The organism is Paenibacillus sp. S29 (assembly GCF_049319765.1).
Lineage (GTDB): Bacteria > Bacillota > Bacilli > Paenibacillales > Paenibacillaceae > Paenibacillus > Paenibacillus polymyxa_B.
Map to the genome: position 1 here is coordinate 66,217 of NZ_JBMOUI010000013.1, position 24,754 is coordinate 90,970.

Here is a 24,754-nt window from a genome sequence, read left to right on the forward strand (position 1 = left end):
CATCTCCACCACCCCCGGATTTCTGGAATAAAGCTTACGATGGGGTGGAAATCGGGGGATTATAATACATACAGGAGAGAATATATGAATATTAGACTACTTAATTCAAATGAAAAATATCCAATAGAGCTTTTGTTACTAGCTGATCCATCGCACCAACTTGTTGAGGAATATTTAAAAAGAGGGGAGTGTTATGTAGCAGAGATTGACCATCATATTGTTGGGGTCTATGTTCTTTTACCTACAAGACCTGAAACAGTTGAGTTAGTGAATATAGCAGTGTCAGAAGGTATGCATGGTAAAGGAATAGGCAGACAATTAGTAACACATGCAATTGAAACAGCCAGGGCACAAGGTTATAAAACGATGGAAATGGGCACAGGAAACTCTAGCATTGGGCAGTTAGCTCTCTACCAAAAATGTGGGTTCAGAATTGTTGGTGTAGATCTAGATTTCTTTGTCAGACACAACTATCTAGAAGAAATTTATGAGAATGGCATACAATGTAGAGATATGATTCGTATGTCTCAGGATTTATAGAGCTTAATTCTCTTTGCAAACCCTTCAAAGGTATCTTAAGTAAGGTTCTGAAAGGTATATGATATTGTGCCAAAAGATGGTACAATGAATTGCGGAAAGGCTATACAATCATTGGATTGCAATAGTCCTTTTTTAATAAGTTGATATCCTACTAAGTTCCTGATAAGGGGTGGTTACTTTGTACAACACAACAACCACGATACTCACAGAGATAACAAAACATATGAAAGATAATGATTTAATACTAAGTGATTTAGCTAGAGAGGCAGAAATGAATCCGGGCACCATGAGCAGTATTATTAATGGGAACCGCACACTTTCAGTGGATCAGCTAGACCGAATTACAAAAGCAATGGGGCATCCTGTTGGCTATTACTACGAACGGTATGTGTCTGAGTATTTAACAGAGGCTAATCCGAATTGGCGTCGAATGAGTCCTTTTATACATAATTGTGCGAAATTAAACAAACTGGACTGCATTCATGATGTGGTCAATCTATTGATGGATAAGTTGGGCTATTCAGAATCCTTATTTGAGCTTGCTGAAGAGCTGTTTAAAGAAGAATGTTATGAAGCGGCAACTATTCTGTACGAGAATGTAGCTATGAGTGAGAAAAAACAGTATTCGGAACGTTTAGCAATTTGCCAATATCGATTGTTCCAAACGAGGCAAGGAGATAATCAAGAAAAAAATTATGATGCGGTTGTTCAATTTGAGGCTTACGTGGAACGTTTGGATGAAGCGGACCAGTTAGATGCGTTAAGAGATTTAGTAAATACTTGTCGTTCATTGCGAAAGTGGGATAAGGCAAATAACTTTGCTACGGCCTTGGGCAATAAAGCTGAAATACAATATAAAATTGACCAGCAGCATACAAAGAGTGAGCAAACAAAGAAGCCTTTGTATCCTCCATTTGTTTATTGGGCATTTTCGCATTTAATTCGTGCTGAAATTTGTGATGCTAATAAAGATTATGAGACAGCGCTTCAGCATATTCAAAAGTATGCCGATTTAAGCTGGGTAGAAGAAAAAGATGATACAACTTTAAAATGGAAAAATCAATTTAAAGAATGGGCCGACGCCAATACTTATGTGAATAGGCTTATGTCTGGCGATGTAAGCGTACTCTCTGATTATGTTGCTTATTTTTCTTCGAAGGAAGATGAAATACTTCCCGCAATAGATAACATAATCGAGGCGGCTAATCGATACAATATAAATGTAGATCATATACTTGCATTGTTTGAAGTAGAAATTCAATCTTTTTTGAATGAACAAAATCGAGTAGGCGTATATACTCAACAAATTATTTTAGAACGTTTTACTCATTTCTCCAATGAATTAGCAAAATACTATTTAAATAAAGGGATTTATTCAGAAGGTTTTCGTTTTTTGTTGAGTTGTTTGGAAAAATCTACAGTTATTAATAATAAATCATATATAATCAAATGTGTAAGGCTCTATGAGTCTTATCAAGAATATGCATCATCTGAAACAAAGGCAGTGTATAGAAAGTTGATTAAAGAGGTGGAGGAAGATGAAGATGAAGCGTAAAATTGTTCTAACCTTATGGGTGACTAGTTTTCTAGTATTGACGATAATGGTTCCTCCTTTCCAATATCAAGATGATGGGTTTAATTACGAACCGACAGGGCACCACGGAGGAATCTAAGAATAAAAAGTCTCCAGTATAAGGCACAGTAGGACCTAAAAAATTACTATTATTAAGTGGTTAGACGGAATGATCCGTCTAACCTTTTTATTATCTGTTTTGCTGTATATAAGCAATATGAGGAAATCTCCTTTTGAGAAATATATGTAAAAAGTGCAAAAATGTTATGTGTGCTGTTGTAAACAACTGAAGGGTATATGACTTTGTTCCAAAAGAAAATGATGGGCTAAAGTAATTCTTACTAACTGTTTCTCATTACATGGTTTAATTATGTATCATATGCCGAGTCTACGTTGAAAGGGTGGTTTATCTATGGAGATCACACCTACGATTAGAGCAGAAGTTCAAACCTATCTGATAAGAAAAAGCTTAACCATGACCGAGTTTGGTCACATAATTGATTTGAATGTAGGAACAGTTAGTGGCATTGTGACGGGCAACCGACCTATTTCTGTTCACCAGCTAGATCGGATCACTATGGGAATGAATTTACTATCGGATTATTTTTATGAACGTTATATTGATGAATGTATTGAAGAAGAACCGCTTAACTGGCGAAGAATCAGCCCTTTTTTGTACCGGTGCGCGGAGTTAGGGCGACTTGATTGCTTGCGAAGAGTTGTAGGTATGTTGCTAGATAATCCTGTTTATCTTCCTTCACTTTTTGAAGTAGCCGAGGATTCTTATAAAAAGGGTAATACTAGAGCAGCGGCGTTCCTTTATGAAAATGTAGCAGAAGGGGAAAAGTATCAGTATTCAGAACGATTGGCGGTTTGCCAGTATCGATTGTTTACGATTCGTATTGGAGACGATCAAGAGAAAAACTATGATGCAGCCATTCAATTTGAGCCTTACGTTGATCGATTAGATGAGGTAGATCAGTTAGATGCCTTAAAAGACTTGGCGAATACATACCGCTCGTTACGAAAATGGGATAAAGTAGAACTATTCGCTAAAGCAATGGGAGACAAGGCAAAAATTCAATACAAACTGCAACAACAGCGGCATCATGTACACAAAGACAATTCGAAGAAACCAAGCTTCCCTCTGTTTGCTTATTGGGCATTTTCTCATTTGCTTCGGGCAGAAGCTTGTGAAGGAAGGAAAGACTACGAGAAGGCACTTCAGCACACTTATGCTTATTCCGATTTGAGCTGGGTAAATGCTACAGATGAAACTGCTCTGAAATGGAAAAAAAAGTACGAAGACTGGGCAGTAGTAAATACGTACTTAAATAAGCTGCTTTCTGGCGATAAGAGCGTTCTTTCTGATTATGTAACTTATATTTCTTCAAGAAAAGATGAGATTCTTCCCGCACTTGATATTATGATCGAGGCAGCTAACCGATATCATTTTGATGTAGATGATATTTTAAAGCAATTTGAAGAAGAAATCATCTCCTTTCTGGAACAGAAAAAAGTTGAAGGATTGTATTCTCAACGATTCACAACGGAGCGATACACTCATTTCTCAAGGGAATTGGCAATCTATCTTTTGCGTAAAGGGAAGTTTTCAGATGGATTCACATTTTTGTTCAGTTGTTTGGAAAAGTCGGCTGAAGCTAATAATAGAATACAAGCAATTAGATGTATGAGGTTGTTTACACATTTTAAAGAACATGCATCTGCTCACACGAAGGAAGTCTATGGAAATCTGATTAAAGCGGTTAACGAAGATGAAGAGTAAGCTGATCCCACCATTCCAGTTTTATGTTAGTAGCCAGTGGAGGCACCTCCTATTGAGCATTGAGAGAATGGCTCGAATTACGGACCAACGGGTCACCACGTGGCAGTCTGAGAATAAAATGCTCTCAAGTTAAAACCACAGCCATTAGAAGGAGTAAGAGTATGAAGACAGATAAAATAAATGATACCTACTATGCTGGATTTGAAGGAGAACCAGAAATAAGAGTGATTTATACAAATTCAGAAGAGCTATGTATTGAAGATATGGAATGGATACTTTGATACATTATTGGATTGTTTGGTTCAACTAGAATCTGCACAAAGTAATATACTAAGTGAATATTATGCCCACGAAGGCTGGTATAAGGAAAGTTCATGGGAAGCGGAAAATATTGGAGATGCCCTACAATTATTTGATTCATTTGATATTAGATATTTGACTAAGGAAGAAGCGAAAAGTTTGACTAATATATTACCTGTACTTCCTGATCTTAAGAACGATATAATTATATTGTTACAGAAAGCCGTCAATGGAAACGGCAATGTGTTCATTGAGTATGATTAATATTTTATAAGCTTGCTCCTAAACATTAAAATGGGAGTAGGCTTTTTTGCATAGTTAGTCAATCAAATAAAGGGTACGAATTTTTGAACACAGCAAACAACAATATTTCCGATATAATCCTTCAAAGTCCATCTTAGTTTCTAGACGATCATATTATTTGTTTTCATGATGTTTATAATTATAAATCCCATCATCTACTCCTTTAACGGGGGGTTGGTTATACTGAATGATTTTACTCTGCTCTTTTTTATTAAAATACCTTGAATTTTTACAAGATAGCTGAGTATTTCTTTTTGAGTACGACTTTAGTTGTGTAGCTACTAAGTATCCAAATGCTTGCAAATATAATTACAATAAAGATTGGCATTCCATATTTCTTTATAACTATCTCCTTTGTGGGAGCAAGCTTAAAGCGGCGCTAGCTGTGACGCAATATTTGCTTTGAACCGTCAATAAAGAAAAGGAGCTATTGCGATTGGATGGCTCCTTTTGCTTTGAGATTACTCTGGGAAATCTACTTATTTCCTTTTATACATAAAAAAACGATTGTATACACCGCTCCAGCAATGAGGCTTAGTATAAACGAGATGGATAAAGTTCTGAAAATAAAAGTAGAAGTGGGTACTGTATAAAATTCAAACATACCGTTGATTGAAGAACTCGTTGTTGTTGGCCCTTTAATAAAGGAATAATAAATTCTTACACAAAAACCGTAAGACAAATACTTAATTAGATTTTTTTTTCAAATTTACTCATTTACTAGCCTCCAATAATGTTTATGGGCAAGGAGAATTTGTGTACTATGAAGCCATTCAAATTAGTATAGGAAAAGCCTAGTATTTAAAAGAAATCCTTGTTAAGCTAACGGGAAACGCTAGTTGAAATTTGTTCATTGAGAGGAATGTTACATGAATGAAAAACAAAGTTATGAAGATTATTGTTACCACTGCATCTATTTTACTTATTATTGGCGTTTCAAGTGCCTTGAAAAATAATGTTGATTTAAAATCCAAAGAAGAAAATGAAATCTTTGAAAGCAGTCCTGATGCACTCGAAGATACACTAACTTGGGATTTAGCGGGTGATAAAGTGGACCCTGAAAAAGATTATTCTGTGACAGTTGGATATCCACATATTAAACTTAATGCAAAAAATACTGGAGCACACTCTTTTAGGGTCGAAGTAAAGCACAATAGCAAGAATACGGTTATTTTTAATGCAAGGGTTGCAGCAGACGCAACAGTAGAACTTGTAAATAATGATAGTATGCCACTTGTTCCTTCAGGCGCTTATAAAGTGACTATTTACGGTGGGACAGGTCTACCAAAAGGACAAGTTCTTCTTACACAGTCAAACGCACCATATTGAAGAGACAGAAATTTGTTCCTATCAAAAGTCGAGTTGTCGAGGGACAAGAACTTGTACCGATCGACGATTAGATATACATTTAATAAGTTACTTTAGCTCATTACGCTAGCGGGCAAGCTAGGTAATCATATAGCGAACACATCAAAGTGCTGACTGTTTATGTGGAGGTCACTATATATGAAATATGCATGTCCATGCTGTGGTTATAAGACACTGGATTATGAACCACCAGGTACCTATGACATTTGTGATATTTGTTTTTGGGAGGATGATGTTTCAATATCACGATCCCGATTATGAAGGGGGAGCAAATATTGAATCGCTAAGGCAATATCAAAAAGCTTATTTACAAGGACGTGTTAATCGTAAGCCAACGATTAACGATGAGCGTAATGAGAACTGGAAACCACTTTTAAAAAAGTGACAGTCTCATTACGCTAACGGGAAACGTTAGTTCAATGACAACAGCGGCGGACACAAGACTTTATTTATCAAGTCTTGTGTCCGCCGCTGCTCCTTTAATATACTGGTCCATATTTAGCTGGTGTTAGATCTGAAAGAGAAGAATTATGGGTTTTTCTTGGTTTTAGGCAACACTTCGACTGCGATCTCAGCCCATTTGACAGAGCCGTACGGTGAACTACCTCCCACGAATACATCAGGACTTAGAATATTGACCAAATAAGTACCGGGTTTTCGAATAACGATAGAACCGTTAAAGGATTTATCCTGTTTGAGTGGGACAACGGTCTTTTTATCAACTTCAATAAAATCATCGTTTTGAAATGCTGCCACACCAAAAGAAACTTCATTGCTTTCCAGATACGTAGCTGTCACGACTCCAGCAATTGCTATTGGATCTCCAGCCTGTACACGGAGGTACCCCTGTGTCGGATTGGTGAAGCGGATGTCTTGCTCGTTCTCGGGATGGTTGTATCTGATAGGAACGGAGGACGGGTTTAATACTTTACGATGGACCATTATCTTAGCAGATCCTTTATCATTTGTCGTAATTTCCAGTGGATTTGGACCAGGGCGAAGGCCTACTGAATATTCAATCCGCTGAAATGTTCTTCCATTCACTATAATTGACTTTTCAGTTGTTTTTTCTGTTCCCTTAAACGTGCTTATGCCACCTCCAATGGAGCTTGTCATACCACCGTGTCCTGTATTCACCAAAACATAAGCATGCCCGAACTCTTTTTGTACTAATGCGCTAAAAGTGATGTTTTCCTTGTCCGTTGTATACGTTGGATGAAGCGCTTTGACTACTTTATCGTTCCACATCCAGTGCATGACTCCATTACTCCATGTATAATTTATTCCCATCTTAGGCAGGAGTGACGCTGGAATATACAATTGACCGTTTTTCATAAATGTTTTAGGGATTGACTCATCAAGCGCTGTCATTGTTCCGTCTGAGTACCTGAAAATCTTTGATTGGTTAGGGATCAACCGAAATGAGGAAAAAGGTACCGAGTTCTCAGTGTCAAACTCCGCCCACGTGCTGCCTGTCTTTGCATCTCGCTTGATGGTTGCCAAGTGAGCTGTTTCCAGCCATTTGAACGGGAAATACAAATGATTATTTTTCCTCAGCAGTGGAGCGGCCTTTAGGGAGACGGAATCCAGCGATAAAGAAGACTTGTTTAATTTGGCAGTCAGTTGGTGCGGAACCAGATAGAACACAGCCGCATCCTCTGCTACAACGGGAAGAGTGGAATTTGAATTCTCCTCATAACTCAGAGCCGTTGGAAGCAGGCCAGAAATAAGAAGGCAGGAAGCTACAAGTAGAGAAACAAAAATTCGTCTCATTCAATAAACACCTGATTTCATTTTTTTATCATATATACCAGAAAAACGAAAGGAAGTTGCACAGATATATTATTTTATTCTGACCACTAGCCTTTTTGAATAACTTAGTTCTTTCATTCAACTGCTTTCTTATTTTGTTTCATGACAAGCTTCATGATACTTCGACACGACTCTTACTATAGGATAAATATAAGGCTAATTTACTTTGGAGGTGTCTTTTTGGAGTTATTTCTATTTATACTTAATATTTTAGTTATTCTCCTTTCTATTGCTGGTGGAGTGCTTTTAATTGGATTATTGTACAGAGGATATATACTGCTAGGTTTACTTATTGCTGAGAAAAAGAGAAGAATAACGGCTCAATCTCAGAATCAGGCTTGACTATCAGCCCAACATCCGATGGCGGTTACATTCAATGAGAATGCCTGCTTTATAGCGGCTACGCTTGTTGCCATCGGCATATAAATCCCCCCTCAAAATGAATGCAAAAAAGCCGCCATAGCTTTGGCGGCAGTAGTTGGTATGTTTATACCGTTGATAAAACTGAGAAATCCAAGCGGACAAGATACCTAATCAGATTCTAGGGAAACAGATTTAATTCAAAGTACTTCAACTTTGATTACATCGCCATGCGCCTGCACGCCCTTGCGATGTATTTTTTATCGTCCGAAGTCAACACGGAGTCAATGCTTCGCTTCAACTTTTTCAGCGCAGGATGAATCGAGCGTTCGCTCGTATTCGTCCCGATCATCCTCGAAAAAGCTACGCTGCATCAAAACTTTGACAGTTTGAATATCGGCCTCAAAATCTTGCGAATCCCAAAAGCAAATACAGTCATTGCGGTCCATGAGCTGCGCATATTCTGGATGTATTGATCGTTGATTATATAAGTCCGAGTGGAAGTAGGACTCTTCAGACCGAACTCTTCCCACTTCGCCGGATCATTCGAACCTCCGAGCCTTACAAGCATATTCGCCGACTCGCTATTTACTTTAGCTGGAATTTGCTCGTATGCTTGGGTGATTTGTGCATGAAATTCGTCGATCGGATTGCCGCTGACAAGGCTTTCCAAGTGGATGCCTTCACGAAGGTAAGAAACGTATGCTAGATGGTCGGCCCAGAACTTGTCGATATAAAAAAGCCGTACGCGCTGCTCCAAAGGACTCATCGGCTTCTTGCCTTTTAAAATTGCGAGCCGCTCCTCGTATAGAATTCGCCTCTGATCCTCCACCATATCCGAATAACAGTTCAGTTCCTGCTGGATATCGAAGTTTTGGCCCATAATAACACGTTGAATATGCGCGATTTTGCTGCGTAGCGCTGGGTCTTCGAGAGCCTCATCCTGCCTGTGGGCGCGAATCGCTTTATGGATGCCGAACCGAAGTAACAACTCGTCCTCCAAGCTTACGAAAAATACGGAAGCTCCAGGGTCGCCTTGGCGCCCAGAACGCCCGCGCAGTTGGTCGTCGATCCGCACGCTTTCGTTTACATGCGTACCAATCACGTATAACCCTCCCAGCTTGGCGACAACTTCTGCTTGCGTAGGGTTGCCACCGCCGAGCCGAATGTCGACGCCGCGTCCCGCCATATTCGTAGACACCGTCACGGCGCCGATTTCTCCCGCTCTTGCAATGACCTCGGCTTCTTCTGCATCGTTTTTCGCATTCAGAACATGGCAGGGTACGCCGGCAACTGCTAGCGCCTCTGCCAGCATGTCAGACTCCTCCACACTTGACGTACCAATGAGAATCGGCCGTCCCATCGCATGGACGGACAAGATTTCTTGGACAAGCGCCTTAAGCTTGGCTTCCTTATGGGTATAAATCCGATGCGGTTGATCGATCCGTATGTTTGGCCGGTTCGGTGGAATTTGCACGACCTGCAGTGCATAAATCTCTTTGAATTCCATTGCGGAAGCGTACGCGGTAGCCGTCATTCCGCAAATTTTTGGATACAGGCTAATGAAGTGTTGAAGGGTGATCGTTCCGAGAATTTTCCCGCCGACTTTCGAGTACAGCCCTTCTTTAGCTGCAAGCGCGGCTTGCAGTCCTTCTGGCAAATGCCTGTTCTCCGCCACGCGGCCGGTATATTCGTCTATCAGCTCGATTTTACCGTTCCGGACGATGTAATCGACGTCTTTTTTCAATAACGTTTCCGCATACAACGCGCAATTTAACGACGACAACAAATGACTATTATGGCTTTCGTACAAATTACCGCATCCCAGCAGCGACTCCGCTTTCGCAGCGCCCGCCTCATTCAAATAAACGTTCCGCTTGAACTCGTCGAAGTCGTAATACTTATCTTGCTCAAGCTGCCTAGTCACATCTGCGAAACGAATTACGTCGTTGCCGGAAGAATCCGGCTCGCCAGCGATGACTAGCGGCACCCGAGCTTCGTCGAGAAGCAGTGAATCCGCTTCGTCGACGATAACGTACTGGAAAGGACGATGCACGGTATCGGCTTCGCTTAGTGTAATCGTGTCGCGCAAATAATCGAATCCCGCTTCTTTGGCCGTAACTAGGTTATATCCGCGGCGTACGCTTCTCGTTTCTCGGACAAGCTCAAGCCCGCTTGAACCGATTTTACCGTTAACCCGAGGAAACGATAGATCGGACCCATCCACTCCGCATCCCGATTTGCCAAATAATCGTTAAAAGTGAGCACATGAACGCCTTCGCCGGTCAGCGCATTTAGATAAGCAGGCATAACAGCAGAGAGCGTTTTTCCTTCGCCGGTATGCTGCTCGATCACAAATCTCTCGTGCAGAGCGATGGCAGCCATGATCTGGACATCATAAGGCTGTAATCCGAGCTTTCTCTTCGCTGCCTCGCAGACTAACGCATAAGCATCGACAAGCAGCTCATCCAAAGGGGTACCCAATTTTGCATCCTTTTTCAGCCGGAGAGATTCCGCTTTCAGCCGCTGATCGTCCCATGCTTCCAAATTCCGCTTCCTAATGAGCTCCGCTTTGTCCCGATAGCCTTTCAGCTTATTCTGGGTATCGCGGTCTTTGAATTTTTGCATCAACTTGACGGCTAAATCCATCGGAATTTGATCCCTCCTCGGTAGAAATACGCGATTCTATAGTGGCTAAAGTATAATCAAACTCTATAACAATAGCAAAGTTTGGAATAAAAAAACAACTCCCTTGCTTTATTCTTATTATTAGGCAACGATGTATGGACTCACAGGAAAATTACATCTTGGAGGTCAGAAAGATATATCTTTTCAGTAAATTGATAATTTTGTGATTTTAACAAAGGGAGAGCTGCATCGTGAAAAGATTCTTTACGGTTTCCGTATTCCTTATTTTTATACTTGTACTAAGCGTACAAGCCAGTGCAAAACATCCTTATAATTACACAATTAATATACAGGTAAACGGTGTTCCTATTAATTTTGGAACTAATTCAGATTCACCTCCATATAATTGAAAATGCTACAAATACAGCTTTTGTTCCTCTTCGCTTCGTTTCTGAAAATCTAGGGGGAAAGTAAGGGACTGGGACAAAACTTTACAACAAGTCACCATCGAATCAAAGGATGGAACTATAATTAAATTGGCGATCGGTAGTAAGATTGCGTATGTCAACGATGAAAAGAAAACCATGTTAGCTGCGCCGCAGATTCCTACAACTCGTGTTCAAGTTCCTTTAAGAATTGTTTCTGAAGTGTTGGGAGCAAAAGTGGATGCCAAAAAAATAGGTGAAACATTAAATGTGAACATTACAACTTCTAATTAATATTTTTAAATCTAGAGTATACTATTTATAAAGTATAATGATTGAAGACTATTGATATTGTACATCAAACGGCAACACACATAATCCAAGCCTTTGAGTAGTTGGAAACCAATGTGCGATTTTTTTACACATGGTCTAATTTTACGACTTAGCTTCCATACAAATTTCAAAATGGAATTTAAGACGTTCGAATGAAAACAGGAGTCTATCTTACAAAAGAGACAAACCACTTGTAATTAGAATTGTCTAGCACTTATGTTAAGGTCATAGAGAGAGCCGTCATTGTTGTAAATATATACTTTATAGTTACCTGATAAGCCAATACCAACTAATTGTTCAAAATTCCTAGTTTTTTGTCCACCAGCAGGAATAGTTGTTTCTCCGAAGTCCTGACCGTTGACTTTTACACTAAGATAAACTGTTGACGAACCATTATTTTTAGTGTAAATATTCAATTTTTTACCGTTCTGAGGAGAGAGTGTGAAGAAATCTTTGAAAGCTCCTTTTCCTATATGATGAACAGCAGGAATAGTTATAACATCCATAGGTGTAATTAAACAGGTATCCTTGACTTCATTACCATCAGCATTACCTTGATCTTGAGTTGCAGATATTGATTGCTCCGCATTTGCTATGTAACTGTTATCTGCAAAAGATGTAGCGGACAAAGATAACATTAATGCAGCAGACAATGATACTGTTAGTATTTTCTTCATAAGATGAATTCTCCTAAAATATTTTTTGCAAATACTAAGTAAAATACAAAAGATCTAGTATTCAAAATGATCTATTTATCAGAAAAATTTTGAAAAATTTCCAAAAAGGTATCTCGAGTACTGCATGAAAAGTATATGATTTGTTCAAAAAGATGGTACCATCAGAGCGCTAAACCATTTTATTACTTGTTTCACAATTACATAATAATTTTAACTATGCATCATATAGTGAGTTCACGCTGAAGGGTGGTTTATCCATGTGAAAATTACACCCACGATTACGATTAGAGCAAAATTAGAACACTATCTACAACAAGAAGGCTTGAATTTATTGGAATTTGCTCATATTTCAGGCATGAATAGGGGGATAATAAGTAACATAGTTTCAGAGAATAAGCCTATGTCTATTAATCAGCTCGACTTAATTACCGAGGCTCTGGGGTTACCAAAACTTTTGTTAGCATGTTTTGAAGATCGAGATTTAAAAGCGATGACTGCTATATTCTAGCTTAGACATTCTCTAACATGGACATACAATACTTAAGACATAATAAATCTGTTTATTTCAGTTCACATGTCACATGGATTACGAGGAAATAACAGGATAGTAGATTTCCCTAAATCACCCCTTCTGATAGGATTATTTCCATCAAAATTAAAGCGGGCGTGATAGTATGTGGAGAATATTGGTTCCATCTAATAAAATTGATGGAAGTGGCTGAATAGTTCTTACACGGAAAGCATGAAATGGAACGTATGCTGAATTGAACGAATTGATTTTGTCCAACAAGGCTGGTCTGGAGCTACCCGAGAAAGTTTTAGGAATTTCAGGGTTCTCGACAATCCATGCAGGAGCGAGGCGTAACCAAAGAAATGGCAGATTCTTGGGTGGAGAATGGGAAGGCCCTTTCCCAGAATAATGGTAGTAAGCATTTGTTTTTTTCAAAAGAAGGTGCTGTTGTAGTTGCTAATGATGGGGCACTTGTTACAGTTATTCCTAAGAGTAAGTATGATGATGCATATAAAGCACTATCTAAATCGTTATTTGGAGAGTAGGAGTGTATAGAAATGAACGATGATATTGTACAAATGATTAATGAATGGAACCCAGTCGAAATATATCCTCTATTAGAAGATGAATATTATTCAGAAATACGTAGAATCCATGAAAAAAGTAAGGAAACAAACTCTGTTGAAGAATTAGCAGAGCAGATTCATTTTGTATTCGCTCAATCTTTTAAAAAGGAATTCGATAAAAGTATTGAAGAATGTCGGTTAATCGCTGAAAAGATAATTAATGTTACAAAATAATTTATTTTTGAGCTTGCTTCCTTAACAATAAAAATGGGAGTAAGCTTTCTTCATCTGAGCTTGCTACAAGCAACTTCTATAACGGATAGAACGCACAAATTAAAATAGGAAGAAAGTATTTGGGTACTGACGGGAATTTGTATAGGAACAATCAGCAAAATATTACCCATATACCAGTGGATCTTGGGAAGTAAACATGAATTTGAATGAAATTAAACAATTGCCTGATGTTATGTCTAAAGAACAGTTAGAGTCATATATTATTCAATATTTAGACTCCATTGAAAATTTAGAGAAATAAATATTCTTGAAACGTTGGAATGTTTTTCGGAATTTGCTGACAGGAAGACTTATACTTACGAATTGTTAAGTGATTCGTTGAGAAAAAGATTAGACAGCTTTCTCCAGAAAATATGGAATGATACATCTTCAGAGATAGTAGATGTATATTCTTCAGTTGTTGTTAATCTGAACTTAAAAAATAGCTATAACTTGATGAAAGAATCTTTAAACAAAGATTTGGATGAAGATGTAAGGGAAATCATCGAGGAAACTGTAGATGAAATTGGTGAAGATATAGAGGTTCCATTTAAAATAAACTAATATGTGAGAGTTCAGAGCTAAGTTCCAAATGCTTGCAAAAGTATTTAATGGATTTTGATTATTATTTGTTTTGCATTTCTACTATAATCATTCTAACGCTTCCCTAGAAATATCATGATAATAAAATAAGACATATTGCCTATTCCCTTCATTTCCCTTATGATAATTGCACTACTACCTAAGAAGGAGGTACATATGAAGAAAGCTATTCTACTATTATTAATGTTTATTATTTTAATTCCATCACAAGCATTGGCAGCAACATCTACAAAAGCAATGTCAACAAGTGAAATCGAAAAAATATACTTTGAGGATTACAAAGGTCGTGTCAAAGAAATTAGAATTGCACAGAAGCATCTAAATGCTGTTCTGGGGGCAGAAGTTCGTGAGCTAACTCAGAGATTAAACCAAGCATCTGCGCGCTATAAAAACGAAGTGAAAAATAAATCTAGTAAAGTGGTAATAGCTCAAGCCAAGGCTGATTGTGATAAATTAAAGAAGCAGCTCGGCGTGGCTAAGGTGGAACTAAATAAAATAGTTAAAAATCACAAAAAAGAAAGCGAACAAGCATTAAAGGATATTGCAAATCAGAAAGCAGAGCTTATAAAATTCATTAAGAATCACACAGCAGGAAAAGATAAACTTACAGAGTCTCAATTTAGCAAGCAAGTTAATGGAGGTATTATGTCGATTGACGGCTCATTTACTGGCATTTTAAAAATGTTGACGGAAGCTGAATAATGATGAGTAAAGGCAGCAGGTATCACCTGTTGTCTTTTTAATTAGGCTTAGAATGGAAGTTATTGTTGGCCGACTTTGGATTGCTGTGGAATGGGGACAAAGAGGATATATGGATATGGATGAAATAAATTTGTTCATTTTTATATAATGAAGTACGATTAGCGAGGAGAAAAATTTATGAATCGTAAGTTTTTTATCATGGCTTTGATAAGAGGTATTTTCGGGTATTTCCCTTGTGGGCTGGGAGTTGCAGTATTATTGGAGGCTTATAGAAGATATAGTCTAAGAGTTTTTTTAATTGGAGCTACATTTTTCCTTATCGGGGGATTAGTGCTTTACTTCACAAGACGCTATGAATCATCAGATTGGTTACTTTAGATAAAGCAAATATTACATTAGAAGGAGTATATGATGTTATCACCAAAACAAGAAGAGAGCCTTAGTAAATTTATGAGTAAAATTCTTAGGCATACACCAGAACAGTTTGGAATTAAGTTGGATCATGAAGGTTATTGTCACGTGCAAGACTTAATTTCAGCACTTAAGTCAGAGAACAGATGGTCGGATATAGGAGAAGCAGGAATTGATCAAGTCGTAACTAATTGTCCAAAGAAGCGATACCACATGGTAAATGGATACATACGAGCGAACTACGGGCACAGTACAGGAAGATTAGATTACAAAGAATCCATTCCACCAACTGCTCTTTATCACGGAACAAATAGCAAAGTAGTTGATAAAATTATTACCGAGGGTATTAAACCAATGGGGAGAAAGTATGTTCATCTATCTGAGACACTTGAATTTGCAACATTGGCAGGTAAGAGACGTGGTGAATTAGTCATTCTTGAAGTCGATACAGTAAAAGCTCTGGATAATAATGTGAAGTTCTATATCGCTAACAATGGTGTTTGGCTTGCCGATTTTGTGCCTCCACAATATTTCGAAAAAATTTAACAATGATATTTTCGTTTGTATTAAAAAGTCAGTTGCATTACTTGAATCTGTTAGTGAATCTATTATTTCTATAAAATTGGATGCTATCAAAAGAGTGAAGTCAAATAATTTACTTTGCCAGGCATTTATACAATACTTTTGACATAGTAAATCCGTTTATATCAGTCCATTTGTCATATAATATAAAAGGAAATTTCAGGATAACAGGTGGATATCCCTAAACATCTCCTTCTGATAAGATTATTTCCATCTAAATTAAAGTGGGCGAGGTAGAATGGGGAGAATATTAGTTCCACCTGACAAACTGATGGAAGTTGCTGATCAGTTCTTACAAGGAAAACATGAAATGGAACGTATGCTGAATTTTTTGAGTGGACGAATTGATTTTGTCCAACAAGGCTGGTCTGGAGCTACCCAGGAGAGATTTTTTCAAGAATTTCAGGTTTCTCGACAATCCATGAATGTAACGATTGAACGACTATCGACAGTAGCACAAGAACTTATTTTTATTTCAAAAAACTTTACACAGGTGGACAGGGAGAAAGTCGTACTGGATGTGCCGTGGCTTGGTACCCCTGTTAAAACGGCATCCACAGGTGGAGGCTGGTTACATAAAATATTTGAACAAATGGGACGAGCTGAGATCACCAAGGCTGAAGCTCAATTGGAAGCTAGCAAACTTCAAGGAGAAATCCTTTGGGATACTGCACAGGGAGCAAAAGGAGCTATTCAGGGAAATTTGACATTGGGGATGCTGCCAGATAAAGAACGGGATTATGATCATCCCATGGCAGCTAAAGTAGGAGAAATTCTCGGGAATGTAGCTACAACATTGCAAGGGGCTGGTGAGGTAGTAGCTGGAATAGGTGGGGAAGGATTATCAGTTGCTGTTTCATCTACAGGTGTAGGGAGTATAATCGGAGTACCCGGATTAATTGGATCGGCAGCTTTGGCGACGCATGGAGCTACAACTGCGGTTAAAAGTGCAAATGGAGTAGGAGAAAAAACAGCAGAACTATGGCAAATGGTAAAAGGGGAAGATGCTCCTTCTTATGGGAAGAAATCTGTTCCATCAGGTCCTTACCGTGAAGTAGACGGTTACCCTATAAAAGTAAAACATGGGGATCAGGAGAAGCATATTGTGGGGACACCCAACTACAAACAAGACTTAGCAAATGGTAAGAACAAGAGTATTCTCTATGGTGATAACAAAACCGCACAAGAATTGCTTGATAGTTATTCTGGAGAAGGTGATATGTTTAAAGCCGGACGGGAAAGGATTGATTTCGGAAAACCTATTGGGAAATACTATAATAGAGATACTGGTATGTTCGAGGAAACCACAAAAGGAATTATTCATTATAGTAAAGATGGCGCACATATTGTACCAGCAGCGCCTTAAACCAAGGAGGAATATTATGGGATATGATTCTTTAATTAAAGCTATTATTTCAGTACCAAAAGAAGAATTAACTATTTATTGGGAAAGTGGATTAAAGATTATTGGTACTAGGGACACCATCTATGAAACAAACAATGGCTTAGATGAAGATGATAATGGGTTCTTTGAATATGATGCTGCGGTTGTTGAAGTTAAAAAAATAGTATCTAAGCCGATTACCGATGAAGGAAGTATATATAAATGGTTACAAAAAGGAAAAAGCTCCTTTATTGAAATTTCTCTGCATGATGACCCCCCTAGCATGATCACATCTTCTGACGGGTCTATTATTTGGAAAAATGAATAATTTAGATCATCCTCCTCAATTGAGTATTTTCCACTGAGTTGAGCATGATCTTTTCCTTTTAATTACTTTTATGATGTTTATAATTATAAGTTCCATCATCTACTCCTTTCCTGGGAGCTTGGTTATACTGAATAATTTTTTGTAACTAAGCATCTAGCAATAGGCGTTATTTATTCTCAATTTACTATAGTTATCCAAAAATAATTGGGAAATTGTCCCTATCTGTTGTATTATAAGGAAGTGTAAAAAGGGTTTCGAGTAGCTAAGGAGGAGCATTGTTGTCTACATTTGTGATAGTGTGTGTCATTGTTGTATTAATTGCTTTGGTATTGCTACGCTTATTTAAAAAGCCTAGAGTTCAAGACCGATATAAAGTAACGCAGGATATTGATCCTTATAAAATTAGCATTAACGAAATAGATCGTATGGAGGATGGCAAGGACTTTGAAATGTATCTGTTCAGGCTGTTCCAGTGTTTAGGCTATGGTGATGCGTATAAAACACAAGACAGTAGAGATTTTGGAACAGATTTGGTATTTACGGACAGAGAGGGCTACCGTAATGTCATTCAGGCTAAACGGTATGCAATAAGCAATCCTGTTGGTTTGAGCGCAGTTCAGGAAGTGTATAGTTCTATGCGATTTTACAGAGCTAAGAAATCTATTGTCATTACTTCAAGCAAATACACAACTTCGTGTGAACAGTTAGCCAGTTATAATGGAGTAAAGCTGTTGGATCGCAACGATTTAATTAAAATAATTGAGCTATTCAAAGAACAACAGCACAGCAAGGTAAAAGATATTATTGAAGCAGAGCCTTACATGAGTTTGGATTCATGGGATGATTATAGGAATAAGGATAAGATTGTGAAGAAGGATCGTAAGGCTGAAAAGCTTATCGCTTCAGGTAACTAGATACTGGAGACTCCAGTAGCAAAACGATGGTTTTCTGAAACAATATAATGTACTTAAAAATCTTATGAAGACAGAGAATTACGGGAGAACATATGATTATCAATACGAACATTGTGGCAACAGTTGCAAGTAACAACTTAAAAAAGCGTACAGGTTTTGTCAATAAAACGATGGAGAAGTTATCATCAGGACTACGTATTAATCGTGCGTCTGACGATGCGGCTGGTTTAGCAATATCAGAGAGCATGAGAGCGCAGATTCGTGGATTACATCAATCTTCACGTAATGCTCAAGATGGTATTTCTCTCCTACAAACAGCAGATGGAGCCTTGGCAAGTGTTAATAATTCTTTGCATAGAATCAGGGAACTAATTATTCAGAAGGAAAATGGGACACTACAAAATAGTGATAAAGAGAATATTCTTAATGAGATGGTTGAATTGCTTGATCATATTGATGGTATAACTAGCAATACTGAGTTCAATGGAATTAATTTGAATTTGTTTGATGGCTCGTTCTCTAAGAATGTTTACGCTGATGGTAATATTCCAATTACAATAAATAACATGGATTTCGGCTTATACTATAAAGAAAACTTTGACGATCATAATAAATTCTCACAGTGGTTTTCCGATGCTGGGCAGTGGAGTGTGAAGAATGGAGAACTTAGGCAAGAAACATTAGGAATAGGAGACAAAACAATATTGTCTCAAGTGATTAAGGATAATGAGATGACAATAACTGTAGATGCAGAATTTACATCTGCTGATAAAGACGGTAATGTAGGAATTATTATAAAGGGTAAGGACTTTAATAATCAGGTGTTTGGTTGGTATAGTCAGTATGGTGGGATATACTTAGGTGAAAGAGTGAATGGAGTATACAGAAATATCGGACTAGTAGGGGCAGAAGCAGCGAATGTGGGAAAGACTTATAAGCTTTCCGATTCAGTTGTTGAAGACTATTATACCTTCTCGGTTGAAGGGATAGGTGACATAAACGGCTACTCTGTTAACTCAAGTATGGTTGAAGGATATACAGGAGTGTTTACAGCTTTTTCAGAGAGTTCATTCGATAACTACAAAGTGATCCCTTCAATTACTGTAGAAGATATTGATAACGCTACTAATAAAGTGTTATCAGAACGTTCTAAATTGGGAGCTTACCAAAATCGCTTGGAGCATGCAATTAACAATATCAACAACTATACGGAGAATCTCACTTCTGCGGAATCTCGCATTCGTGATGCTTACATGGCTAAACAAATGACCCAGTTGGCTAAAAATCAGATTATGCTTCAGACATCACAAGCAATTCTGACACAGGCTAATATGCAGCCAGAGAGTATGTTGCAATTGCTCAAGCCTTAAATTGTTAATTATAATGGTTTTATGCTATAGGCGCACATATAGTTATTCTCGATATTCCAATTCTTGACACTAGACAATACCATAATGGGTTAGAGAAAGTTATATCCAGTATTGTGCTTGAAATGTTTAGCTACATGGCAGAACGTGAACGCGAGAAGATCAATGGCAGACAAAAGAAGGGATAGCAGCAGCTAAACAATGGTGTGTATTTGGTCGGCCTAAACAGGCAATAAGCGAGGAGTTCATTACAGTGTATGAGGAATGGAAGCAAGGCTGCATAACAGCAGTGGAAGCCATGAAACGTGTGGATATGAAACCAAACACATTTTACCGTAGGGTAGAGGAATATGAGCAACAGCAACAAGCAGGATAAAATAATAATTATGTACACACCAGTACACTGTTACTGCCCAGACGATTATGTCTAGTTTTTTTGTCGTGTCTGCTGATCAATATTAACAGGTGCAATAAAAAAGGGTGGGGGGATTTTACATCGTAAACGTCTATTTAATTTCCAGAATTGCCTCTAGCACATCCACTTTCACACTCGAGTTATTTTTTGACTCGGTACCATCCCGAATATCGTTAAGGTTGCTTATATGCTATACATCAAATCTAAGGTAAATACATAGATAAATTACAAGGGAATACGAACATGACTATTCAATTAGGTAACTTTGTAAGCCTTGAGTTGCATTCTGATTTTCCAAATAAATTATACATAAGCATAAAGATGATACTTTTAATTATGAAATCATCGCAGACTATCTCAAAAGGTATCTTGATACCAAATATGAAAAGTATATTATTTAGTTCCTGAATATGGTGAAAAATAAGAGTGATAAAGAAAATATGTTTTACTACTTGTTTCATAACTAAACAATATATTTAACTATGCATCATATAGTGAGTTCACGCTGAAAGGGTGGTTTATTCATGAAAATTACACCTACGATTCGGGCGGAATTAGACAAACACCTAAAACAAGAAGGTTTAAACATAGCCCAATTTTGGCTAATTGCAGGTATGAATGGGGGGCAGTAAGTGCTATTGTGTCAGGAAATAAGCCTAATCTATTAACCAGCTTGACCAAATTAGTGAGGCTATGGGTTTACCGGAGGGCCACTTTTACGACTTATTTATATCATCGATTTCCCTCCTGGTGTTGGACAAAAAATATTAAAGAAAGATGGCCAATTTGCAGGTGATTTAGATGTAGTTACATACAACTAATGAATTAATTGAGGTTAAGGCTTCAATCAAAGCAGTTAAAGAAGGACAACTTGAAAAAATGACAATTACGACTGATAAGCTTTATTTTAATCCAGAACAGAAGAAAGTTATACTTTATATCGATAAGCCTTTGGGCAATCTATCTCAAAGTAATAAAGAAAAATTAGATAATATCAAGAAGCTAGGAGTAACTGTTGTAAATTCCTTAGAGGAATTAAGAAAGGTGGTTAAGTGATGGGAAGTTCGGCTTTTATTTTAATAGAACGAGAAAAATATACACCTGAGAAATTACTGGGAGATGCAATCGTAGCTGCCTTTCATGCAGATGCTGGATTATATTTTGACAATGATAAAAAATATAAGAATGAACAGTTTTTTTCAACAACTCTAAATATATCTTATAACCCACTGGGTGCTGAAAATAACCAGCAGTTTATATTCTATATTGACGGAATTGATAATTACGAAATTAATTATGAGCATGATGAAGATATTAGTGGATTAGATTCAAGCTTGTCCTTGTATCAAGTAGGATGTATTGAAGATGTTTATGGTGTTGAAGAGCTGATTTTTCGATTTATATATGAATATCTCAAGCTAAATCCTACTGACTATTTTTGGATTCCTGATTACGATTGGGTCTACAGTTGGGAAGATATGCAGAAGTTCAGATCTCTGCCCTATGATCCAAACTGGTGCTATAAAAATCCTAAATCAATATAACTCACAGCAATTGATAAATATCTATAAGATTGCTCCTTTAACAGTAAAATGGGAGCAAGCTTTTTTCATAGTAATTTATCTGATAAAGAAGATAATTTGCATGCACCTAAGAATTAAGAGGCGGGTTTAAACAGGAGAGTCTTCAATCAGGCTACTAACTTAGTGATATGGGTAAAGTATACGGAAGGTGCGTGAATGTTATGAAGTATGATACATTCTTAAAATTATGGAAAGAACAAAATAGTCTAATGAGACTATTGTTCTGCGAAAATAAAGTGTTAGACTGAAAAACAAAGCATTAGACCGTGAAAAATAAAGTTGTAGACTGGCAGCCGGCATTAGCCAACGGGCAGGATAACGCAACCATTAGATGGACTTATGGTTCTCATATGATACAATTTATCCCAGAAGTATCTTCGCGGGTTCATGAAAAGCAGCGGTGATGAACTAATAGGAGACCAACACAAAAAAGTGGTAGTTTTATAGATATGCAATAGTCTACTATAGGATCTTATTCCCGGTTCGTTTAGCCGATTGTAACGGAGATTCATGAAGTGCCTGGAGAGATGGAAATAAAAGTGTTGCCTGACAATGGACAGAGCGGGACTGGAAGAGCGAAAGTGGAGTGGCAAAGCCCATAAGCGTAGGTCACAGCTCATAATACGAACGGAGAACTATAGCTTAACCAAGAAATTACTGGAAAGTGCGGAAGATAATTTGGATCGCAATTCGCTGAAATCGAGCGGAGATTCACTTCGCAGACAACTGGTGGCACTACGCGCCGAATGGAACTTGGTACTAAAAGGAGGGGCAGGACACATGCAAGAAGAACAGGAAATATTCGCGGGCGACGGATATAACAGGTCGTACGCAATGGCTACGGGTATGCCGATTTTGAATCTTAGGGGTAGCATACCGCGTGAAAGTAACGGCCAACTACCGTTTCCGTGGGTGACAACGGGCATCAGGATTGATAAAGAACAGATGTTGGAAACCGTTATGAAGCAAAAGACACTCGAGTATTTGTTTAATATGCAATTCAGTAAGGAGGAAATGACCGACCGCAATTTGGTTGTAGGCTGTTATGAATACAGGAATCCAAATGACAAGGAACAAATAATGCTATATGCGCTGGTTTCGTTGAAGGAATTTCTCGCGAGATACGGCGATGAACGGGCATTGGAGATTCTGATGCGAGTTGGCTGCACATACGAGAAGATTATGGAGGAATGTGATGAAGCCATTAAAGAACACTTTGCAGTGTTGCGCCGGTCACTTCATTTAAAGAATTTGAGGGACAAATATGATGTCGTTTACGAGTGGAGTGAAGAGGAAGGGGTAAAGACGTACATAATCAGATACACCAAATCGAGTTATACGAAGATTAAAGCTAAATCATTCGAAGAGTTGACCAAACTCTATGATGAGCAACGGAAGAAGGATGCGAAGAAGACGTTCGCGACTCTGGAACCGTTAGAAGCATTTATGCAAGCCTAAGAAAACCGCCCCTTTACGGGGCGATTATTCAACATTTCATCGAACGAAGATTCGAGGAATATCCAGCGATAGAGAGGATTCTCGACAGTCGCATCGGAAATTGCTGACCCGTACGCCAGATATGGTCGAATGGGGACTGATGGAAGACGTTGATCCAGCCGATTATTTCGGCAAAACCATAGAGGTAGAACGATTTAAGGCGATTGGAAGCCTAGCGATTCAGGGAGAATTTATCGCCTCGGTGTGTTTCTTACTGACGGCAATCCGATCGGCAGCACCGAAACGGTTGTAGATATCAACGGGGATGACATGTTCTCGCTCCCCAGTGGCAAGCTGCTGCAGAGTATAAGTGGCAAGTCCTTCGAGGCGTGGCAGCGCGACTGGCTGGATCGGTACGGCGGATGACAAGAACCTCATCTTGTATCAAATAAACTTTATCAAAACAGCCAGTCTTATCGCATGAAATAATTTTGCACCACTTGTTACGCTAACAGAGAACGTTAGTTCAATAAACCAGCGGCAGTCTAAGACTTTATTTTCAGGTCCTTGACTGCCGCTGGTTTTATATTTGGGTCAGTCTAAATCTTTATTTTCATCGGACAACTATTAGAGAGGAGGGATTTAAGAATCAAAAATTTTTTATCATGGATTTGATAAGAGGTATTTTCGGTTATTTTCATTGTGGGCTGGGACTTGCAAAAATATTGAGGCTTATAACAGATACAGTCTAAGAGGTTTTTTAATTGGAGCTACATCTTTCCTTATCGGAGGTTTGGGGCTTTACTTCACAAGGCGCTATGAATCATCGGATAGGTTATTATAGATAGACAAATATTTTATTAAAGGAGTATACAATGTTAACACCAAAACAAGAAGAGAGCCTCAGTAAGTTTATGAGTAAGATTCTGAGACATACACCAGAACAGTTTGGTTTGAGCTAGACCATGAGGGTTATTGTGACATTCAAGACCTGATTCAAGGGATAAGATCAGAGAATAGATGGGCCGATGTTAGTGAGTTGGGTATCAAGCAAGTAGTAAACTATTGTTCAAAGCAAAGAAATGAGATTGTTAATGGGTACATAAGAGCTAATTATGGTCACAGTACAGACAGGTTAGATTATAAGGAGGCTACTCCACCAACCATTCTCTATCATGGTACAAACACAAAGGTAATCCATAATATTTTCAATGAAGGAATTAAGCCAATGGGTAGAAAGTATGTACATCTGTCGGAATCCCTTGAGTTTGCAATTTTAGCAGGCAAAAGACGTGGGGAACTAGTGATCCTCGAAGTAGACACAGAAAAGGCATTAGCTAATCAAGTGAAGTTTTATAAAGCCAACCATGGTGTTTGGCTTGCTGATCTTGTACCGCCACAATACTTAAAGAAGTTTGACAAAGCGTAGACCTAGAACATTAATGATGATAAAGAGACTAGATGTGATGATTCATCTAGTCTTTTTGATATGGCTTGTTTTGCTGTAAATACATAATCCTCCTAAAATTTTGAACGTATCCCCGAGCGTCCACACTTACCCGCAAATGCCGCA

The 24,754-nt window shown here is 38.2% G+C and carries 22 protein-coding genes and 6 pseudogenes; 25 read left to right on the plus strand and 3 right to left on the minus strand.

Annotated features, from left to right (window positions below):
• Positions 1-84: 84 nt before the first annotated feature.
• The 6 genes and pseudogenes from ACL9RM_RS20225 to ACL9RM_RS20250 all read left to right on the plus strand — a co-directional run bounded on the left by ACL9RM_RS20225 (position 85) and on the right by ACL9RM_RS20250 (position 6,255).
• A complete protein-coding gene (locus tag ACL9RM_RS20225) occupies positions 85-540 on the plus strand; it encodes a GNAT family N-acetyltransferase (RefSeq protein WP_250267926.1) in 456 nt (151 codons plus the stop codon).
• Between the two features lie 223 nt (positions 541-763).
• Positions 764-2,095 carry a helix-turn-helix domain-containing protein gene (locus ACL9RM_RS20230; RefSeq protein WP_250267927.1) on the plus strand — a complete coding sequence of 444 codons (1,332 nt, stop codon included), beginning with the start codon at positions 764-766 and terminating at the stop codon, positions 2,093-2,095.
• A gap of 430 nt (positions 2,096-2,525) precedes the next feature.
• Entirely contained in the window at positions 2,526-3,899 is a 1,374-nt protein-coding gene (locus ACL9RM_RS20235; RefSeq protein WP_414126455.1) for a transcriptional regulator, read from the plus strand.
• 297 nt (positions 3,900-4,196) lie between these two features.
• Complete coding sequence (locus ACL9RM_RS20240) at positions 4,197-4,463, plus strand: hypothetical protein (protein WP_237166217.1); 267 nt, start codon at positions 4,197-4,199, stop codon at positions 4,461-4,463.
• 912 nt (positions 4,464-5,375) lie between these two features.
• Positions 5,376-5,831 (plus strand): hypothetical protein, encoded by a 456-nt coding sequence (locus ACL9RM_RS20245; protein WP_061831889.1) that lies wholly within the window; start codon positions 5,376-5,378, stop codon positions 5,829-5,831.
• A 177-nt stretch (positions 5,832-6,008) separates the two neighbouring features.
• Positions 6,009-6,255: pseudogene (locus tag ACL9RM_RS20250) on the plus strand (CPCC family cysteine-rich protein).
• Between the two features lie 143 nt (positions 6,256-6,398).
• Here the strand turns inward: ACL9RM_RS20250 and ACL9RM_RS20255 are convergent.
• Complete coding sequence (locus ACL9RM_RS20255) at positions 6,399-7,643, minus strand: hypothetical protein (protein ID WP_061831888.1); 1,245 nt, start codon at positions 7,641-7,643, stop codon at positions 6,399-6,401.
• A gap of 772 nt (positions 7,644-8,415) precedes the next feature.
• Positions 8,416-10,691, minus strand: a pseudogene (locus ACL9RM_RS20260) (DEAD/DEAH box helicase).
• A 467-nt stretch (positions 10,692-11,158) separates the two neighbouring features.
• On the opposite strand from ACL9RM_RS20260, the pseudogene ACL9RM_RS20265 reads away from it, so the two are divergent.
• A pseudogene (locus ACL9RM_RS20265) lies at positions 11,159-11,389 on the plus strand (copper amine oxidase N-terminal domain-containing protein); the annotation flags it as partial.
• Between the two features lie 236 nt (positions 11,390-11,625).
• On the opposite strand, the gene ACL9RM_RS20270 reads toward ACL9RM_RS20265, so the two are convergent.
• Complete coding sequence (locus ACL9RM_RS20270; RefSeq protein ID WP_061831885.1) at positions 11,626-12,105, minus strand: hypothetical protein; 480 nt, start codon at positions 12,103-12,105, stop codon at positions 11,626-11,628.
• Between the two features lie 259 nt (positions 12,106-12,364).
• On the opposite strand from ACL9RM_RS20270, the pseudogene ACL9RM_RS20275 reads away from it, so the two are divergent.
• From ACL9RM_RS20275 to ACL9RM_RS20360, 18 genes and pseudogenes are all read left to right on the plus strand, one after another.
• Positions 12,365-12,556, plus strand: a pseudogene (locus ACL9RM_RS20275) (transcriptional regulator); the annotation flags it as partial.
• Between the two features lie 422 nt (positions 12,557-12,978).
• Positions 12,979-13,161, plus strand: coding sequence for a hypothetical protein (locus ACL9RM_RS20280; protein WP_155729775.1), 183 nt, complete (start codon positions 12,979-12,981; stop codon positions 13,159-13,161).
• A 12-nt stretch (positions 13,162-13,173) separates the two neighbouring features.
• Positions 13,174-13,416 (plus strand): DUF1871 family protein, encoded by a 243-nt coding sequence (locus ACL9RM_RS20285; RefSeq protein WP_061831882.1) that lies wholly within the window; start codon positions 13,174-13,176, stop codon positions 13,414-13,416.
• 378 nt (positions 13,417-13,794) lie between these two features.
• Entirely contained in the window at positions 13,795-14,019 is a 225-nt protein-coding gene (locus tag ACL9RM_RS20290) for a hypothetical protein (RefSeq protein WP_250267929.1), read from the plus strand.
• 195 nt (positions 14,020-14,214) lie between these two features.
• Entirely contained in the window at positions 14,215-14,760 is a 546-nt protein-coding gene (locus ACL9RM_RS20295) for a hypothetical protein (RefSeq protein WP_250267930.1), read from the plus strand.
• A 177-nt stretch (positions 14,761-14,937) separates the two neighbouring features.
• On the plus strand, positions 14,938-15,138 hold the full coding sequence (locus ACL9RM_RS20300) for a hypothetical protein (protein ID WP_414126457.1): 201 nt from the start codon (positions 14,938-14,940) through the stop codon (positions 15,136-15,138).
• A 33-nt stretch (positions 15,139-15,171) separates the two neighbouring features.
• The gene (locus ACL9RM_RS20305; RefSeq protein WP_250268900.1) at positions 15,172-15,717 is read left to right on the plus strand and encodes an RNA 2'-phosphotransferase; all 546 of its coding nucleotides are present in this window, start codon (positions 15,172-15,174) and stop codon (positions 15,715-15,717) included.
• 274 nt (positions 15,718-15,991) lie between these two features.
• Positions 15,992-17,119, plus strand: coding sequence for a WXG100 family type VII secretion target (locus ACL9RM_RS20310; protein WP_250267932.1), 1,128 nt, complete (start codon positions 15,992-15,994; stop codon positions 17,117-17,119).
• Between the two features lie 16 nt (positions 17,120-17,135).
• A complete protein-coding gene (locus tag ACL9RM_RS20315) occupies positions 17,136-17,465 on the plus strand; it encodes a hypothetical protein (RefSeq protein WP_069291572.1) in 330 nt (109 codons plus the stop codon).
• Positions 17,466-17,743: 278 nt separating this feature from the next.
• Positions 17,744-18,379, plus strand: a complete 636-nt coding sequence (locus ACL9RM_RS20320; RefSeq protein ID WP_414126458.1) for a restriction endonuclease — start codon at positions 17,744-17,746, stop codon at positions 18,377-18,379.
• A 92-nt stretch (positions 18,380-18,471) separates the two neighbouring features.
• Positions 18,472-19,749, plus strand: coding sequence for a flagellin (locus tag ACL9RM_RS20325; RefSeq protein ID WP_323873149.1), 1,278 nt, complete (start codon positions 18,472-18,474; stop codon positions 19,747-19,749).
• A 250-nt stretch (positions 19,750-19,999) separates the two neighbouring features.
• Positions 20,000-20,122 (plus strand): hypothetical protein, encoded by a 123-nt coding sequence (locus ACL9RM_RS20330; RefSeq protein ID WP_323873150.1) that lies wholly within the window; start codon positions 20,000-20,002, stop codon positions 20,120-20,122.
• Between the two features lie 563 nt (positions 20,123-20,685).
• Positions 20,686-20,899, plus strand: a pseudogene (locus tag ACL9RM_RS20335) (transcriptional regulator); the annotation flags it as partial.
• A gap of 141 nt (positions 20,900-21,040) precedes the next feature.
• A complete protein-coding gene (locus ACL9RM_RS20340) occupies positions 21,041-21,217 on the plus strand; it encodes a hypothetical protein (protein WP_250267934.1) in 177 nt (58 codons plus the stop codon).
• A complete protein-coding gene (locus tag ACL9RM_RS20345; protein ID WP_250267935.1) occupies positions 21,217-21,705 on the plus strand; it encodes a hypothetical protein in 489 nt (162 codons plus the stop codon). Before ACL9RM_RS20340 ends, ACL9RM_RS20345 begins: the two co-directional genes overlap by 1 nt.
• Before the next feature lie 591 nt (positions 21,706-22,296).
• Positions 22,297-23,202, plus strand: coding sequence for a hypothetical protein (locus tag ACL9RM_RS20350; RefSeq protein WP_250261875.1), 906 nt, complete (start codon positions 22,297-22,299; stop codon positions 23,200-23,202).
• A gap of 100 nt (positions 23,203-23,302) precedes the next feature.
• Entirely contained in the window at positions 23,303-23,494 is a 192-nt protein-coding gene (locus tag ACL9RM_RS20355; RefSeq protein ID WP_155729773.1) for a hypothetical protein, read from the plus strand.
• Positions 23,495-24,056: 562 nt separating this feature from the next.
• A pseudogene (locus ACL9RM_RS20360) lies at positions 24,057-24,610 on the plus strand (RNA 2'-phosphotransferase).
• The last annotated feature ends 144 nt before the right edge of the window (positions 24,611-24,754 follow it).